The following is a 15916-nucleotide window of genomic DNA, read 5'->3' as shown; positions in this document are numbered from 1 at the left end:
GCGTGGTTTCGACTGTCAGGAGGAAGGCGCCATGCAGCCGGGCGACTGCCCCGCGTCGAGCGCACGCAAGCTCGCCGCGATCGTCTCGGCCAGGTCGGCAACAGCCTTGCGATGACCGGCGGCAAGCCCCGCGTAGCCGGGTGCGACCGGCTGCTCGTGGCTCGTGCGGCAACGCAGCGCGCGCTGGGGCTCCTCGTTTGAGCGCACGCGCCAGTCGGCTTCGAGCCGCGCGGAGCGGCCCAGTGCGGAATCGAGCCGCTGCACGTCGATGCGCACGCGCCAGCGCTCGCGGCGCGACCGGCCGGACGACTCCTGCACTCCGAGCACTTCCGTCAACCGCTCGGCCACGGCGTCCTGCATCTCGTCGGCGAGCGGTGCTATCCAGCGCTCCTGTTCGACCACCGCCAGCACGCCATCGGCAAGCTGCACGACCATTTGCGGCCGGTCGACCTGCGCCGGGATGCTGACGGGCAACAGTTCCCAGGCCGGCCCGCGTGCCGGCTGCGCAGGGCCCTCGGCGCCGGCAGCACCGGGCGGTGTCATCAGCGTGTGAAAGCGCGTCGCCTGCGGCGTGGCGCAGCCGGCCAGCCAGACGCTTGCGCAGACCAGCGCCGCACCCAACAGCGGGCGGTGCGCAGACGCAGGAACACAAGGCAGGGAACGGCACTTCATCGGGACCCTTCGGTGGCGCCGGGCGGCGGCGTGTCACGGTTGCCGCGCAGCAGGGATTCGGGGTGCTGCTGAAGGTAGTCGGTCAGCACACGCACCGAGCGTGCCGCGCGGCGCAGTTCGGCCAGCGCCTCGTTGGCGTTGCGCTGCAGCGGCGCGTCGGGCTGCGCCAGGTTCTGCTCCAGGCCTTCGAGCGTGGACTGCGCCGAGGCCAGCGTTTCCCGCACGTCGCCGAGCGCCTGCTGCGCCTCGGGCGAGAGTTGATCGATCGCCTGGCGCGCGCTGGCCAGCGTTTCGGTCAGCGTCGCGCTCGCGGTGTTGGCATTGGCCAAAGTGGCCTGCAGGCTGGCGCCGATTTCGCCGAAGCGCACCTTGCCGATGCTCGCCACGATCTCGGCGAGTTGCGGCTGCACGTCGGCCAGGGTGCCCGGCACGCTGGGCAGGGTCGGCACGGCGGCAGTGGTGTCGAGCTCGGCCTTCTCGGCACGCGCGATGAAATCCAGCGCCACGTAGAGCTGCCCGGTGAGCAGGCTGCCGGTGCGCACCTGCGCACGCACGCCGGCATCGACCAGACTGGCCAGCAGCAGGTGATCGGCGCTGGCACCGGCTTTCGGCGGCGCCTCGAAGGCGCGACGCACATTGCCCAGGCGCACGGGGAAAATCTCGGCGATCACTTCGAGTGCAAAGCCGCGCGTGCTTTCGTCGTGTTGCAGGGTGACGGAGCGCACGGTGCCGAGTTCGACGCCGAGCAGATCGACCGGCGCGCCGACCGTCAAGCCGCGCAGCGACTGGTTGAACACCATGCGCACGCGCATCGGCTCGCCGTCGGGCGGCGACATCGCGGCCTTGCGCGTGCTGAACAGATCGAAGCGCTCACCCTCCACCGCCGGCAACGCCGTCGGCTCGCCCTCGGGCGTTGCGAAAGCCACGCCCCCGGCCACCACGGAAGCGATGGTCTGGGCATTGACGGTCAGCCCGCCGGCATCGAAGGCGAACTCGACGCCGCTGGCATTCCAGAAACGCGAGCGCGGCGTCACGAGGCTTTCGAAAGGCGACTCGATGAAGACGCGCACGTCGAGCTCGTCGAGCGCCGGGTCGAGCTCGTAATCAACCACGCGGCCCACGCGCGTGCGGCGGTAATACACCGGCGAGCCGACCTCCAGCGAGCCGAGGTCCTTCGCACTGAGCACGAAGCTGCGCCCGGGCTCGCCGCGCAGCGGAAAAGGCGGAGTCTCCAGGCCGACGAAGCGGCTGCGCGTCACATTCGACACGCCCGCATCGACACCGATGTAGGAGCCCGAAATCAGCGTGTCCAGGCCGCTGACGCCAGCCGTGCCGATGCGCGGGCGAACAACCCAAAAGCGCGTGTCCTGCACCGCCAGTTCAGCCACGCTCTTGTTCAGCGAGGCCGAGATGAGCACGCTCTCGCGGTTCTCGCTCAGTGCCACTTCCGTCACGCGGCCAACCACCACTTCCTTGTAGCGCAGCTCGCTGCGCCCGGCTTCCAGACCTTCGGCGCTGCCGAGCTCGATGACGATGTCGGGCCCGGCCCGCAGCAGCGAACTCAGCACCAGGTAAACGCCCACGACGAGCGCGCCGATCGGCACCAGCCAGACCAAGGACAGCCGCAGCGGGCTGCGCCGCGCCAGCAGCGGCTCGGGGTACGGCACGGCCGGCTCGGTGTCGGGCGGCGGCACGGTGTCGTCCAGGCGGGGCGGCTCAGCCATCGTTCCTCACGTCGGTTGGCGCGGGCCAGATCAGCCGCGGATCGAAACTGGCCGAGGCCAGCATGGTGAGCACCACCACGGCGCCGAAGGCCAGCAGCCCGGCCTCGGGGCGCACGCTGGCGAAAGCGCCGAAGCGCACCATACCCACCAGCAGCACCACCACGAACACGTCGAGCATCGACCAGTGGCCGACGCTCTCGATCACGCGGTAGACCTTTGCGCGCGCCTGCTGGCGCCAGCGCGAGGCGCGGCGGGCGGTAAACACGAGCATCGCCAGCGCCGCGATCTTGAGCACCGGCACCACGATGCTGGCGATGAACACGATCAAGGCCAGCCCCGTCGATCCCGACAACCACAACTCGGCGATGCCGCCGAGCAGCGTGTGCTGATAGGGGCCGAACACGCTCTCGGTGGTCATCACCGGCAGCAGGTTCGCGGGAATGTAGAGCACTACGGCGGCCATCAGAAACGCCGTCGTGCGCTGCACGCTGCGCGGCTTGCGCATGTGCAGCGCGCAGCCGCAGCGCGGGCAGGCCAGCGCAGCGCTCGCGACGGGCGCGGCCTGGCTGACAAGACCGCAGCATTCGCAGGCGGCCAGCCCGCGGGCGCGGGCGGTGTCTGGGTGGCTCGCGGCGTCGGCCGGTGCGTGCGGCGGCGCCAGGGCCGTCATGTGGGCCCCCACGTCACTTCGCTCGTGCATTCACAAAGCCGCAGCCCCGCTCCCTTTGTCCCGCGGCGGGAGCCCGTGCCGGGGCGGCTCGACAACGAACTCATGCACCGCCCCTTGCGACGCGACGCCACAGCGCGTGCAGGCCCGTCGCCTGGTTGGCGGCGAGCAGCAGCGTCAGCAGCGCGAACGAGAAAACGCCGACGCCCGGCACCACGCTGGCCAGCCCGGCGCTGCGCACCACCGCGATCAGCGTGCCGAACATGAAGACTTCCACCATGCTCCAGCGCAGCAGCCAATGCAGCGACCGCAGCGCGACGGCCCCACCCGGCACGCGCCGTCCCCGGGCCAGCGGCGCGACGACCCATAGCTGCAGCAGGATGACGGCCAAAGGAAAGAAAAATGCCGTCGCCGCCGCCAGCACGGCCACGGCGTGCTGGCCGGATTGCCAGGTGCGCAACATCGCTTCGTACAAGGTGACCCGCAGCTCGACGCCGCGCAGGTCGAGTGTGACGATGGGCGTCAGGTTGGCGAGGGCAAAGACGATCAGCGCCGCCAACGCGAGCGCGAACTGCCCGTCGATGGAGAGCCGGTCGCCGCGCTCGAGCACCCCCGCGCAGCGACGGCAACGCGCCACCTCGCCGGCGCTCAGCTCGCGGCGCACGTGCAGTGCATCGCAATCGGGACAGGCGACCAGATCGGGGTGCGTCGCAAGGCGCAGCGCGCGCGGCTGTGAAAAACCCATCGGCATGTGTGATTGATTGCCTCTCGAAGCTCGCGCCACTGGAGTGATCGGGACCGCTGCGTGCCCGAACGTCGAACTGCGGCCCGCTCGCGGTGGCGGCATACACGACGGATGCGAGAGTACCCGAGGCATGCCACGCTTCGTCAAGGCTGCGGCGTTCGTTCGGTCTTCCAGCGCACGGACCGACCGCATCCGGCTGTCCAACATCAAAAAGATCGAGTTCATGCGTGCGTTACCGGCGCCCCTGGGCATGCGGATCGCCCTCCTGCGTGGAAGACGGCTCGCCGGTCAACATCACTCGAGGATCCTCACATGTCGAAGAAGTCGGGCAGCACATTGCGGCGGTGGGTCTGGTTGTGGGCCCCGTTGGCATTCATCGTTCTGGCCGTGGCGCTGTGCGAGTGGCTTGCATGGCCTTTCCTTCGTGCGCCGCTCGAACGCGGGTTGGAGCGCGGCCTGTCGCGCGAGGTGAGCATCGGCCAGGACTTCGGCGTCCGTTTGTTCGGCTCGATACGTGCACGCAGCGACTCACTGGTCATCGGCCCGCCGCCGGACGGGCCCCATCTGAAAAATGCCGCCGGCCAGCCGCGCGATTTTTTAAGGGCGAGCAACTTCGCATTGACCGTGCCTTACTCGACGGTCCTCGCCCTGTGGCGCCCTCGGCCCGACTCGGTGCTGCGGGTGCGCTCGCTGGAGGTGGACGAACTCGACATGACGCTGGTGCGCAACGCCGACGGCCGTGCCAACTGGCAGTTCGGCACCGAGCCGAAGGAGCCTGAGAAAGAGGAAGCCGAGTTGCCCCAGTTCGATCGGCTCGTCGTTCACCGAGCGCAGATCGCCGTGGAAGACGCCGTTTCGCAGGTCGCCGTGCAGGCGCAGCTTCGCACGCGTGAAGGCAGCGCCGGTGCCGCCGCGCCGGCCGCTTCCGCTTCGCCCGGCGCATCGACCCCCCCACCCGCAGGCAGCGCCACTCTCGACGCCGGCGCCGCGGGCGCGCCGGTTCGTGGTCTCGAGGCCACTGCAGTGGGCACGTACCGCAAATCGAAGCTCGAGGCGCGGCTGCAGACCAGCGGCCTGCTGCCACTCGCCGCCGGCGGCGCCGACGCCGAGCCGGTGCCGCTGGTGCTGGATCTGCAGGTGGGGGAAACCGAATTTCACCTCGACGGCACCGCGCGCGACGTCCTGGCGCTCACTGCGCTGGACGCGAACTTCCGGCTGGCCGGACCCTCGCTGTCGGCGGTGGGCGACTCGCTCGGCATGACCCTGCCCACCACGGCCGCTTTCGAGACGAACGGCCGGGTGCGCAAGGAGCTCGAGGTGTGGCGGATCGCTGTCAGCCGCCTCACGGTCGGCTCGAGCCGGCTGCAAGCCGATCTTGTCTTCGACCGCAGCACGCCTGTGCCCAACCTCAGCGGCACGCTCGGCGGCGCGCGGCTGGCCCTGCCTGACCTCGCGCCCGCCTTCGGCGCAAAGCCTGACGAAGACGAGCAGGCGGCACAGGCGAAAGCGAAAGCGAAAGCGAAAGCGAAAGCGAAAGCGAAGGCCGAGCTGGCCAAGCGCGGCCGCGTGCTGCCGGAACGCGAGTTCGACGTGCCTTCGCTGGCGCAGATGCAGGCCGACCTGAAGCTGGAGTTCAAGCAGGTGGATTTCGGCACGCCGCAGCTCGAGCCGTTCGCCCCGCTCAACGGGCGGCTGCGCCTGAAAGACAGCCGGCTGACCGTCGACAACCTGCTGGCACGCAACTCGGGAGGTGAACTGCGCGGCGCACTCTCGCTCGACGCGAAGAACCAGAAGGCGCCGATCTGGAACGCCGACCTTCGCTGGTCGGGCATACGGCTCGAACGCTTCGTCAAGGCGGGCAAGGGGCGCGACACCAAGGCCGATCAGCCGGCGAAGGTGGGCTATGTGGGCGGCGCGCTGAGCGGCCAGGCCAAGCTACAGGGCCGCGGCCGCTCGACGGCGCAGATGCTCGGCTCTCTCGACGGCTCCACGCAGTGGTGGGTGCGCGAAGGCAGCATGTCGCACCTGTTGCTGGAGGTCACCGGCATCGACATCGCGGAAGGCCTGGGCCTGATGATCAGTGGTGACGAATTGCTGCCGGTGCAGTGCGCCGTGGCGAGAACCGTGGTGAAGGACGGCCTCATGTCCATCGAGGTCGGTGTGATCGATACGCCCGACACGACCGTCCTGGTGGGTGGCACCGTCGCGCTGGGCAAAGAGCAGCTGGACCTGCGCCTCACTGCCAACCCCAAGGACTTTTCCCCGCTCGCGCTGCGGGCGCCGGTGCGTGTCAAGGGCAGCTTTGCCGATCCCAAGGTGGGGTTGGAAACCAAGGCGCTCGGCCTGCGAGCCTTGGCCGGCGTGGCCCTGGCGACGGTAGTGACCCCGTTGGCCGGCCTGCTCGCGCTCGTCGATCTGGGAGAAGAAGAGAAGGCGGTTTGCCAGAAAGCGGTGGAGCGCCTGCGGTCTGCGACGCCCCCGGCGAAACCGCCACCCCGCAAGCGCTGAGGACGCCGGAAGACGCTCGGACCCACCAGAAAAAAAAGCCGCAAGCTTTACGGCCCGGGATGAGGGCTCGGCAGACCGGTTTGCAGGCGCGTGCCTCAGCGCTTGGCCTCGGCTCCGCACAGCAGGTATCAAGCGCTCCGCTCGGGCGATAACGCCAGTTCGCCCACGACGCGTCCACCGACCAAGTGCTCGCCAATCACTCGGTCGATCCCTGCCTCGTCGACTCGGCAGTAGTAGACCCCTTCGGGAAACACCTGCAACACCGGTCCCAACCGGCACGGGCCGAGGCAACTGGTTTTGGTGATCAAGACGCCCGTCGCGGGGTCATGCAGATCGAGCCGCCGTCGCTCATCTCGCAGCCGCCGCCAGACCGCGGCTGCTCCGGCCTGGTTGCAGGTTCGACCCCGACATACCAGCACACGGCGTTGCTGTATCGCGATCGCAGGCGCCGGTGCTGCCCGCTTTTCGGGTGACGCCCCTGCCGGCCCCCGCCGTCTGGCCACAAGCAGCAAGGCGGGCAGCACCAGCAGTTCGAACAACTGCCCTGCGGCAAGCCCGACTGCGGTCAATAGCCCGAAGTTCGATGTCGGGATGAAGTCCGACGCGGCCAGCAATGCGAACTGGGCGATCAGCAACAGCGACGTCGCCAGCACGGCGCGCCCGGACGATTCGAAGCTCCGGGCAATCGCGAAAACCGGCGCGGCTCCCGCCTTCAAGCGATTTCGGTAGCCGTGATACAGGTGGATCGTGTCGTCGATCGTGATCCCGAGCACCAGGCTCGCAATCATGACCGTGGCCAGATCCAGAGGAATACCGGTCGCACCCATCAGAACGAATACGAAGAAAAGCGGCGCGAGATTCGGAACGATGCACAGCGCCGCTGCAACCGGCGAGCGCCACAGCAGCGTCATGAGGATGAATATCTGCAGGAACGCGCCGGCAAAACTGTTCAACTGCCCTTGGACAAGCAGGTCCACCTGGTCGGCGAAAAGCCGGCCATGACCGCCGATATCCATTTCAACGCCGGGGAGAGGCTGAGCCTTGTTTCGCTCGCGGATTCTCTCGATGACCTGGCTGATACCTTGTGTGCCGTGCACGTTCAAGCTGAGAACGATCCTGGCCCGCTGGAAATCCCGGTTCACCAGCTCGTAGAGATCGCGCCCGTCGTAGACGAGCAGGTACTGGCTCAGCAAACGATCGTTACCCGGCAGCGCTCGGAAGGCGGCTTGCTCGTCGTTCATCGCCCAATGCATCTCTTCGATCAGATCGACCATCGAGACCGCGCGGTCGACCTCCGGCTGCTGTTCAAGCCACTGCTGGAAATCGCTGATCGAGCGCAAGCTGTCTACATTCTTCAGGCTGTCGCGCCCGCTGCCGGTCAGCGAAATCTCCAGCGAGGTGACGCCCGAAAGCTTCGATTCGATGAGCTCGGTTTGCGTACTGAGGGGGTGATCCGGCTTGAAGAACGCCAGGATGTCGGATTCGACCCTCACCTGGGTCGCGAGCGGAAAACTCGCAACACACAAGACGATCGCACCGCCGATGACGGCCTTCGGATGCCGCAGGCTGAACAAGGCCAGCCGCGAAGCCAGCCGGCCGAACCGGCCCATGCCGGAACTGCGGCTCGGCCAGCGTTGAGTGTCCCAACGCCGCAGCATGGGAGGCACCAGAAAGAAAACCGTCACGAAGACCAGCACCGTCCCGAAGGCGCCCGCCACACCGAACACCTGGACCGGCGGAATCGGCACGAGCAGCAGGCTGAGCAGGCCGGCTCCGGTCGTCAGCACGTTGTAGGCGCCCGGCTTGCGGGTCTCTGTCAGGGCTCGATCGATGGAGCGGTTGCGCCGCAGCCCCGCGGCATGCGCCCGCTGCACACCGGCATAGAAGTGCAACAGCGTCGCCAACGTGTAGGCGGCCAGCAGGCTCGGGAGAATCGCCGTCGCCATGGTGTAAGGCTGCCCCGACGCAGCAATGGCCCCGATCGTGGGCAGCACCACCGACGACATCGCCATTGCCCCGATCAGCACCGGGCGCACCCTGCCCACGACCCACCACAGCAGCAACAGGCCGATCGCCACCGTCAGCGGCACGAAGCTGAGGCTGTCGTCCAGGACCGACTCGAGTTGCGCGACGTCCATGGAGACCGGCCCCGCATCACCCACGAACCACGGCCGCAGGCCGGCCTCGTCGATCGCCGCGGCGACCGCTGTCTTCAAGGCCAGCCGCTGTGCGCTGTCGGTCAGCGGCTTCGGCCGGACGGCGATCGCCAACGATGTGCCGTCGCTCGATGCCAGCGTGTCGGGCGCGAAGCGGTCTTCCAGCACGCGCCGGCGCAATTCATCGGACGACGCGTCTTTCAGCCGGGAGGACTCGAGCAAAGGTGCCACCGAGAAACCGTCGTCGGTGCCCGAAATCTTCTCGAGCGTGGTCACCGTCGTCACACGATCGACCAGCGGATGGCCTTCGAGCGCGCCGGCCAGCGCATCGAGGCGCTTCAGGAACCCGGCGCTGTACAGCTTGTCGCCCTGGAACAGCACCGTCAGGACTTCGTCGCTCGGAAACTCGCGGCGCAGCTCATCGCGCAGCAAGACCGCCGGGGCGTCGGAAGGGTAATAAACCTCCGGCGCGTTGTTCAGGTGCAGCCCGAGCGCGAAGAAGCCGCCGACCGCCTGCAGCGCACCCATGATCAGCAGCGCCACCGGCCAGGCCAACAGCTTGTGCTGCATGCCCTCCGTGCGGCCGTGGAGCCGCCTCAGCAGGCCTCGAACCATGACCGGGCGGTTAGAAACGGGTGCTCAAACCGATCGCGATCATGCTGTGGTCTTCGTGAAAGCCACCGAGCGAGCGCGCTTCGCCGTTGAAATACCGACCCACGAGATAGATCTCATGCGGCTCCCAGCCCAGGTAGGAAAGCTTGGGGCTGAGGTAGAGGTCATGAACGTTCAGGCCGCTGAAAAAGCGCATACCCAACTGCCAGCGGCCCTGAGCGAATGTCGACTCGACCTCGCCGTTGACGCCGTAGTACTCCTTGAGCTCCAGGATCGTGCGGTCGGTGGTGAGACTGCGTGCGGCGACCTGAAAATTCACGCGCGTGTCCTTGCCACCCGGGAAGAACTCCACGCCGACCACGGCGTCGAGCGAGCGCGTCGTCGACATCTGGGCGTCCGGCCGCGTGACCGGCACGCCATCGGTGTGGCCGATCTCGGCGCGCCACGTGTAGTCGCCGGTCACGAATTCCACATCACCGCCTGCAAAGGTGTTGTAGGGGTAGATCGCCGTCAGCGACTGTTCGGCCAGATCGACGCGGTAATACGGCAGTGTCTGGCGCGTGCGTGCCAGCGTGAGGCCGTAGTCGATCGCCCCGCCCGCCTTGGTGAAGCGCAGCGCCGCACCGCCGCTGCCGCTGTCGTCCTCGCGAATGCGCGCCGAGCTCACCAGAGCCTCCAGCGCGGGGCTGGGCGCCACGCCGATGACGCGGCCGCGGCGCTGATCGATCGGGCTCCAGACGCTTTCCGTATCGGGCAGGCGCGCACCCCGGAAGACAGGCAGCAGCACCACATCGAGCTTGTGATCGCCGAAGTTCTGTTCCCAGCGTGCCGCCAACTGCGCGCGCCGGCGCTCCGACAGATCATCGAGCACGAAACGGCTGAGATCGACGCGGCTGACGCGGTCGATCACCGGCACGGCGTCGACCCGGCCCCAGACGATGGTCTGCGCGCCCAGCGTCAGGCGCGTATCGCCGCTGCGGTAGCGCAGGTAGGTGTCGCCGTAGTCCGCGCGCCCTTCCTCGTAGCTGGCCGTACCGCCGGCCTGAGACACCGCGTCCAGCCGCAAGCCTGCGCGGAACTCCCAGGCCCGGCTCGGTTGCCAGAGCACGTAAGGGCTGGCGCGCAGCGTGGTGCTGTTGTCGGCCTCGGGAGCGTCAGGCAGAGCGCCCGCTTCGACCAGCACGTCATCGACACCGTACTTGAGAACCGGCCGGAAGCTGCGGGTTGCGACACGACGTTTGGCACGGCTCGCGGCGGGCGGTTCATCGTCGGAGGTTGCATCGGCCGGCGCGGTCGAGGGAGTGCGGGTCGGGGCCGGCTCGTCCGCCGCATGAACGGGCAGCATGAGCAGGGGCAAAGTCAACAGCAGCAGGCATTTCATGGACGGTATTCTGATTCGAGCCCTTCGTCCGCCAGGGTGCGTGAGGTGAACAATTTGGCAGGCAGCCCGCGGTCGTAGATTGCATCCAACACGATCATCCGGGTTTCGTGCCCACTGAGCAAATCGCTGATGCGACTGTCGGTCACCGTCCAGTAGTCGCCGTGCTTCTGTTTGGCGAGCAACAGCCAGCGCTTGGTCGGCTTGGTGTCGTCTTTCTCGAAGTAATCGACCCGCAGTGCCAGCGCAGTGGTTCGGTCGACGCAGCTAACGCGCTTTCGGTAGACCGATTCATCGGCCTCTATGGGCACGCTTTCCAGCAAATCGCAGGCAACTCCGTTCACGACGTCCTTGCCGAGCAAACGATGGCGGTCGAGCGAAGGTTTGCGCTCATGCAAATCTTCGTAGTACAGGTCGGAGCCTACGAAACGCCCACCTTGGCGGTCGCCCGCAATGCGCCGCACCCGGTCGAGCGCCGGCAGGTAAAGCCACTGCTCGTTCGAGCCGTCCGCATTGTCGGAGCTGAGCAGACCGGTCCCCGCGATGTCTTCCGGGTCCAGGAATCGGATCAGATTGACGGTCTCGCCGCCGCCCTTGTCCAAGCGGTAGGTCACCATTTCGCGAATACGCGGGGAACGGTCCTTTTCCGTCAGTTCCATACGGCCGAAGGTGGTGAGGTCACGGCCGCTCGGTCGGTCATAGACAGCCTGCGCGAGAGCAGCGCCGTCGTTGGCCCAGATCGGAAATGCAATCATCCAACCGCCTATCAACGGCCATATCCTGAGACGGTTCGAGAAGCAAACGAGAAGTCGCTCGAGTCGCCCTATCGATAACCGTCGAGCATCAGAAACGTTCTTAACAACCCGTCCATAGCGATGGATCACTAATAGCAAATTCACATTCTTACCTAGTAAAAAACTGCAGATATTGAATCGCACCAATAACCGTCACGATCTAATAAAATTGTCTGAAGTTACCGATATTCATGCACGGCACCGTCCGACACAAGAAGGTTTTCAAGATGAAGGCGATGGGACCGTGCCTTGGCCGCCGGTCCTTCGCCGATACGCCCAACCCACACGGCTCGTACCAGATCATCCCCAATTAGTTTGCAAGTATCAGCCGCCGTGCTGACGGCAAACAACTTCACGTCTTCTTTCTTTGTAAAAGCTATACCCTCTTTCAGGTACCCCGCAAAGATAAGCGGTGTCATCTCCGGTTGATGACGAAGGCCCAGTTTTGTCGCAGTTAACCAGAATCTTTGCACCGAACGTCCGGCCAATATGTAATCGTCAATACTTTCCGGGGCCTTCCGCCCAACGATTACGAAATGTGCAGCACATGCCATGCTAGGCATGAAGTCCATCTCCAGTCTAGGGATAAACGTACCCGCCAGGTAAGTGTTGAAAAACTCCACGCGCGCCCAACTACGCATCACCCACCGCATCAGCCATGCGGTCGGCGGGCTGACTCCCAGGGCGGCCTGGGGAATTCGGTCTTTGCTATAGATTGCGTTCCATTCGATGACTCTTCGATGGACTTGATAAGCTTCCGGCATGATCATTCGAAGCTTCGCATTGCGAAACATGAGTCGGGCTGCGCGGAATCGGTTGCCCCACCCCTCGAGCCACTTCACCTCGTAATGAACGCCGACGGAAGATTCGAGGGCTTGCTTCTCTGTGAGCGTCAGTGGACGCACTCTCAACCGACGGCGCTGCACACTGCGTTCTGTAATGAACGGTACCAGCGGGTCTTCCATTATCTCGGTGTCAGTTGAAAACTTGACATCGAAGGTGGGTTGGGCATCGGGTGCGTCACCTCTGCGCTGAGCGTCCACACGCAACCCGTAGGTACTGGCGGCGATGGCAATAGTTTCGAGCAGCGCCCCGATCGAGAGTTGACTGGCTCGACCTTGCAGGTCGTAGACGCAATCCTGGCGCGTATCAAAGCCGTGTACTACGACAGAATTGCTGTCGACGATCTCAAAACGCCAAGGCTGAGTGTTGTCACCGCTAGGCGCCCAACGGGCAATATCAAGAATCCTCTTGAGGGTGGTTCGACCTTCCATACTTGAACATCCTTCTTCGTTTTTGAGGATCACTTGTAGTAACGAGGCAGGGATCGCCACTCGCTTCGTTCAGCCTCCGGAATCAGTGCTCGTCGAGCCACCGTTCTTGAACTTGCCGTTCAGCTTCAGATGTAGCCGTCTGCATAAGCCGTCCGAGCGCGATGAGTATGTGCCGTACACCATGCCCCTGCACCACGCCATGAACGCCCGGCTGATGACTCTGGCGTTGTCCGTTCGCACCGCGCTGCAATAGTTGAGCTTCTCGGTACCTTCGCGGATGTCGGCTCTGAAAACCGGCGCAGCACGCACATGTGGAACGTCTCCAGCACCTGAATCCGCGCCGCACCGCCTTGGCGCAGGGTCTTCAGGTGCTCGAATCGCACTGATGACACCGACCTCGCGGTCGGCCAGCAACTGCAGCGCGTCTGCATGGGCCCTAAGGCTGACCGGCTCGTGAGCCGCGAAGGCCTTGATACCGCTCCCGTGCACGTACCAGCTCGTCGTCTTGCCGCTCACTCTGCACCCGCGTGGCACCGCCCTGGCGCAGCGTTTCCAGATGCTCGAAGAAGCGCTCGCCTGCGAGGCTCCCATTCGCGCAGCGGACGCGATCGTCATGACGGCCATGATGGCGGTTGGGATTCGCCATGCAGCGGCGCTGTTCACGCCGCTAGCAAGGCTGAAGCCGCGGGTCGCCGCTAAGGACGGGATACGACCTCATCGCCACGCTCGACAGCATTCGATCCGAGGCGTTTGTTGCGCTCCTTGGCTTCCTTTTTGGCGGCCTCGTGCTTGCGGTGCTGTTCCAGCCTTTGGCGTCGCCTTCCTCGAGGTCCCGCGCAAGGTTTTCGGCGTCGCGGCGCAGTTTGATGTCGAGAAGATCGAATTGCAAGTCCATCGAGTAGTCCGGCTTTTCGTCGGCTCCGGGTCGATTTCGAACCTTTAGGCTGAACCGAACTTTCGCTTCAGCCATACCTTGCGCAACACCTTGTCGGTCAACATTTCCCTGGTCAGGAATGCGCTCATTTCGTAAGCGTCCGGGCAAGGCATCTTGATCTCCCCATAGGCGCATAGGAGCCTCGTGTCCACCTCCACTCTTGGTTCGCATTGAGTGCATGGAGTACTGGCGAGCAAGGCAAGGAGGTGCTTGTTCGCTATTGGGAGTCTGTGCGCCGTTACATGGAAGATGGGCTAAAGGAAGCGTTCGACCGCGCCGAGATTTTTTTTGCCTATTGCAGATCGCCAAGAGTCATTACGCGACGGGTTCAATCGCATGTTTGCTCAGTTCAGCGGTGCACCGTTACCAATACTGGTGATGGGCGCACTGATCGCCGCGGCGTTTGCACCGGGCCGCTGGTTCGCGATGAAGACCAGCCAGATTCCCCGATGGCGCAAGAAATCGAAGACCAGTGCCGAATCGAACGGGGAGACCCCTGCGTCAAAGATGCCGCGATGAATCCGCCGGACTTGCGCTGAGAACGGGAGGTGACACGCCGGAAATGAACGACCACTGGCGTGGGTGGCTCCAACCGGCTCGTCTTCGACCACAGCCCGGGCGCCAACCGCTTTGAGCGGGCCAGCATTGACGCGGCCACGAGGGTGCAGATTACTTCTCCAGCTCGGCAATGATCTCCGCCACGATCTCGCCGGGATCAGTGTCGATCGACACGACGATCGGGTTCTCGTCGGCTTGCGGCTCTTCGAGCGTGTCGAGCTGGCTTTGCAGGAGAGCGGAAGGCATGAAGTGCCCGTGCCGCTGCTTCATGCGGCGAGCGATGAGCTCGGCATCCCCTTTGAGGTAGACGAGCCTCACGCCGTCCCGGCCGGCGGTAAGGGTCTCGCGGTAGCTTCGCTTGAGTGCCGAACAGGCGAGGACGCCTCGCTTGCCCTCGCTGCAAACGGCGTCGATCCATGCCGCCAGCGCGCGCAACCACGGCCCGCGGTCCCGATCCGTGAGGGGATTGCCGCTACGCAGCTTGTGCAGGCTGGCGGCCGAATGGAAGGCGTCAGCATCCGCGAACTCGGAATCCAAGCGCTCGGCCAGCAAGGTGGCGACCAGCGTTTTGCCCGAGCCCGACACGCCCATGACAACGACAACGCAAGCAGGCAGGGAGGCAGCAACGGCGTTCATGGTGTGATTTCCAAAAGCCAACCGAGCAATTCGAATGCCGGTCTCGTACGGTTCATGCTCGAGGCACACGCGCGGCGCTTCGCAACGCAGGCAGCCGAACCGGCGAAAAGTACACGACTGATAGACTGACCCAGGCGAATCTGGCTGCACGGCCAACTTCTGAAATCAAACGCGGCGCGTGCTTTCTTCACCGCAAAGCGCGGCGCAGGCGCCTCACCCCGCAAGCCATGGGCCCTACGAGTCAACGATGATCAGGCGACCATGAGCACCTCGAGCGACCGCACCGCCGGCGACGTCGATCCCACCGCCGGCAACCTGTTCGTCGTCGCGGCGCCCAGCGGCGCCGGCAAGTCCACCCTTGTCAAGGCCCTGCTCGAACTCGACGGCCATCTGGCCGTGTCGATCTCGCACACCACCCGCGCGCCGCGCGGGCAGGAGCTCGAGGGTCGCGAGTACCACTTCATCGCCGAGTCGCAGTTTCGAGACATGGTGATGGAGGGCGCCTTCTTCGAATGGGCGGAGGTGCACGGCAACCTCTACGGCACGTCGCGGCTGGCGATAGAGCAGCGCCTGGCCGGCGGCGAGGACGTGGTGCTCGAGATCGACTGGCAGGGCGCGCTGCAGATCAAGCGGCTCTTCCCCGGCGCGGTGCTGGTCTTCATCCTGCCGCCGAGTTGGGGTGAGCTGCTGCAGCGGCTGGAGCGCCGCGGCGAAGACCCGGCGCAGGTGATCGGCACGCGCATGGCCAACGCGCGTGAGGAAGTGGCGCAGGCCAGACACTTCGACTACGTCGTGATCAACGCCCTGTTCGAGACGGCCTTGTTCGACCTCAAGGCAATCGTTCATGCGCAACGGCTAAAATACGCGAGTCAACGGCGCAGCAAGGCGGCCGTGTTTCAGGCGCTCGACCTGGATTGATGCCCGATCCCACCCCCTTTGTTCTGCCCCCGGAGACTCACCCCATGGCCCGCATTACCGTCGAAGACTGTCTCGCCAGGATTCCCAACCGCTTCCAGCTCGTGCTGGCTGCGACCTACCGCGCGCGCATGCTCAGCCAGGGCCACGCACCCAAGGTCGAGAGCAAGAACAAGCCCGGCGTGACCGCCTTGCGCGAAATTGCCGAAGGCCACGTCGGGATCGAGATGTTGAGAAAAGTGCCCGTGTGACCTGAAGCGCACACGCCCGGCAACGGCCCGCCTTCGCGGGCCGTTTTCTTTTGTGCGCCGTCCGCCGGATAACCAGCCGGTTCCTTGGGGCC

Annotated in this window: 15 protein-coding genes; 5 read left to right on the top strand and 10 right to left on the bottom strand. The window is 65.4% G+C overall.

Annotation, left to right across the window (positions count from 1 at the left end):
* Positions 1–15: 15 nt before the first annotated feature.
* The 4 genes from H0W40_RS12025 to H0W40_RS12010 form a co-directional block, all read right to left on the bottom strand.
* Positions 16–672: a membrane integrity-associated transporter subunit PqiC gene (locus tag H0W40_RS12025; protein WP_292446445.1), complete on the bottom strand. Its 657-nt coding sequence runs from the start codon at positions 670–672 to the stop codon at positions 16–18.
* A complete protein-coding gene (locus H0W40_RS12020) occupies positions 669–2396 on the bottom strand; it encodes an MlaD family protein (RefSeq protein WP_292446443.1) in 1728 nt (575 codons plus the stop codon). The genes H0W40_RS12025 and H0W40_RS12020 overlap by 4 nt, the downstream gene beginning before the upstream one ends.
* Entirely contained in the window at positions 2389–3066 is a 678-nt protein-coding gene (locus tag H0W40_RS12015) for a paraquat-inducible protein A (protein ID WP_292446442.1), read from the bottom strand. The genes H0W40_RS12020 and H0W40_RS12015 overlap by 8 nt, the downstream gene beginning before the upstream one ends.
* A 100-nt stretch (positions 3067–3166) precedes the next feature.
* Positions 3167–3808, bottom strand: a complete 642-nt coding sequence (locus H0W40_RS12010) for a paraquat-inducible protein A (RefSeq protein ID WP_292446440.1) — start codon at positions 3806–3808, stop codon at positions 3167–3169.
* Positions 3809–4120: 312 nt separating this feature from the next.
* Here H0W40_RS12010 and H0W40_RS12005 point away from each other — a divergent pair, with 312 nt between their 5' ends.
* Positions 4121–6316: an AsmA family protein gene (locus H0W40_RS12005; RefSeq protein WP_292446438.1), complete on the top strand. Its 2196-nt coding sequence runs from the start codon at positions 4121–4123 to the stop codon at positions 6314–6316.
* A gap of 128 nt (positions 6317–6444) precedes the next feature.
* Here H0W40_RS12005 and H0W40_RS12000 read toward each other — a convergent pair whose 3' ends face one another.
* The 5 genes from H0W40_RS12000 to H0W40_RS11980 form a co-directional block, all read right to left on the bottom strand.
* The gene (locus H0W40_RS12000) at positions 6445–9015 is read right to left on the bottom strand and encodes an MMPL family transporter (RefSeq protein WP_292446436.1); all 2571 of its coding nucleotides are present in this window, start codon (positions 9013–9015) and stop codon (positions 6445–6447) included.
* Positions 9016–9097: 82 nt separating this feature from the next.
* A complete protein-coding gene (locus H0W40_RS11995; protein WP_292446434.1) occupies positions 9098–10465 on the bottom strand; it encodes a DUF1302 family protein in 1368 nt (455 codons plus the stop codon).
* Positions 10462–11217 (bottom strand): outer membrane lipoprotein-sorting protein, encoded by a 756-nt coding sequence (locus H0W40_RS11990; protein WP_292446432.1) that lies wholly within the window; start codon positions 11215–11217, stop codon positions 10462–10464. Before H0W40_RS11990 ends, H0W40_RS11995 begins: the two co-directional genes overlap by 4 nt.
* A 218-nt stretch (positions 11218–11435) precedes the next feature.
* Positions 11436–12590 (bottom strand): nitroreductase family protein, encoded by a 1155-nt coding sequence (locus tag H0W40_RS11985; RefSeq protein WP_292446431.1) that lies wholly within the window; start codon positions 12588–12590, stop codon positions 11436–11438.
* A gap of 9 nt (positions 12591–12599) precedes the next feature.
* Positions 12600–13046: a DUF2345 domain-containing protein gene (locus H0W40_RS11980; protein WP_292446429.1), complete on the bottom strand. Its 447-nt coding sequence runs from the start codon at positions 13044–13046 to the stop codon at positions 12600–12602.
* Between H0W40_RS11980 and H0W40_RS11975 the strand changes: the two genes are divergently transcribed.
* Together H0W40_RS11975 and H0W40_RS11970 are read left to right on the top strand one after the other, a co-directional pair.
* Positions 13036–13473 (top strand): hypothetical protein, encoded by a 438-nt coding sequence (locus H0W40_RS11975; protein ID WP_292446427.1) that lies wholly within the window; start codon positions 13036–13038, stop codon positions 13471–13473. The genes H0W40_RS11980 and H0W40_RS11975 overlap by 11 nt on opposite strands.
* A 369-nt stretch (positions 13474–13842) precedes the next feature.
* Positions 13843–13983 (top strand): hypothetical protein, encoded by a 141-nt coding sequence (locus H0W40_RS11970; protein WP_292446426.1) that lies wholly within the window; start codon positions 13843–13845, stop codon positions 13981–13983.
* A 150-nt stretch (positions 13984–14133) separates the two neighbouring features.
* Here the strand turns inward: H0W40_RS11970 and H0W40_RS11965 are convergent, their stop codons facing one another.
* Entirely contained in the window at positions 14134–14808 is a 675-nt protein-coding gene (locus tag H0W40_RS11965) for a gluconokinase (protein WP_292446424.1), read from the bottom strand.
* Between the two features lie 111 nt (positions 14809–14919).
* On the opposite strand from H0W40_RS11965, the gene gmk reads away from it, so the two are divergent.
* Positions 14920–15576, top strand: a complete 657-nt coding sequence (gmk, locus tag H0W40_RS11960) for a guanylate kinase (protein WP_292446422.1) — start codon at positions 14920–14922, stop codon at positions 15574–15576.
* Between the two features lie 44 nt (positions 15577–15620).
* Positions 15621–15824 (top strand): DNA-directed RNA polymerase subunit omega, encoded by a 204-nt coding sequence (rpoZ, locus tag H0W40_RS11955; RefSeq protein WP_292446421.1) that lies wholly within the window; start codon positions 15621–15623, stop codon positions 15822–15824.
* The last annotated feature ends 92 nt before the right edge of the window (positions 15825–15916 follow it).

Origin of the sequence: Methylibium sp. (genome assembly GCF_013817345.1) — a bacterium.
Classification (GTDB): domain Bacteria; phylum Pseudomonadota; class Gammaproteobacteria; order Burkholderiales; family Burkholderiaceae_C; genus Methylibium.
This window is presented reverse-complemented; position numbering and strand designations above follow the sequence as displayed.

Excerpts from the sequence above, each read along its gene's own strand:
- H0W40_RS12025 (WP_292446445.1), bottom strand. The coding sequence starts at position 672 with ATGAAGTGCCGTTCCCTGCCTTGTGTTCCTGCGTCTGCGCACCGCCCG.
- H0W40_RS12020 (WP_292446443.1), bottom strand. The coding sequence starts at position 2,396 with ATGGCTGAGCCGCCCCGCCTGGACGACACCGTGCCGCCGCCCGACACC.
- H0W40_RS12015 (WP_292446442.1), bottom strand. The coding sequence starts at position 3,066 with ATGACGGCCCTGGCGCCGCCGCACGCACCGGCCGACGCCGCGAGCCAC.
- H0W40_RS12010 (WP_292446440.1), bottom strand. The coding sequence starts at position 3,808 with ATGGGTTTTTCACAGCCGCGCGCGCTGCGCCTTGCGACGCACCCCGAT.
- H0W40_RS12005 (WP_292446438.1), top strand. The coding sequence starts at position 4,121 with ATGTCGAAGAAGTCGGGCAGCACATTGCGGCGGTGGGTCTGGTTGTGG.
- H0W40_RS11995 (WP_292446434.1), bottom strand. The coding sequence starts at position 10,465 with ATGAAATGCCTGCTGCTGTTGACTTTGCCCCTGCTCATGCTGCCCGTT.
- H0W40_RS11990 (WP_292446432.1), bottom strand. The coding sequence starts at position 11,217 with ATGATTGCATTTCCGATCTGGGCCAACGACGGCGCTGCTCTCGCGCAG.
- H0W40_RS11970 (WP_292446426.1), top strand. The coding sequence starts at position 13,843 with ATGGGCGCACTGATCGCCGCGGCGTTTGCACCGGGCCGCTGGTTCGCG.
- gmk (WP_292446422.1), top strand. The coding sequence starts at position 14,920 with ATGAGCACCTCGAGCGACCGCACCGCCGGCGACGTCGATCCCACCGCC.
- rpoZ (WP_292446421.1), top strand. The coding sequence starts at position 15,621 with ATGGCCCGCATTACCGTCGAAGACTGTCTCGCCAGGATTCCCAACCGC.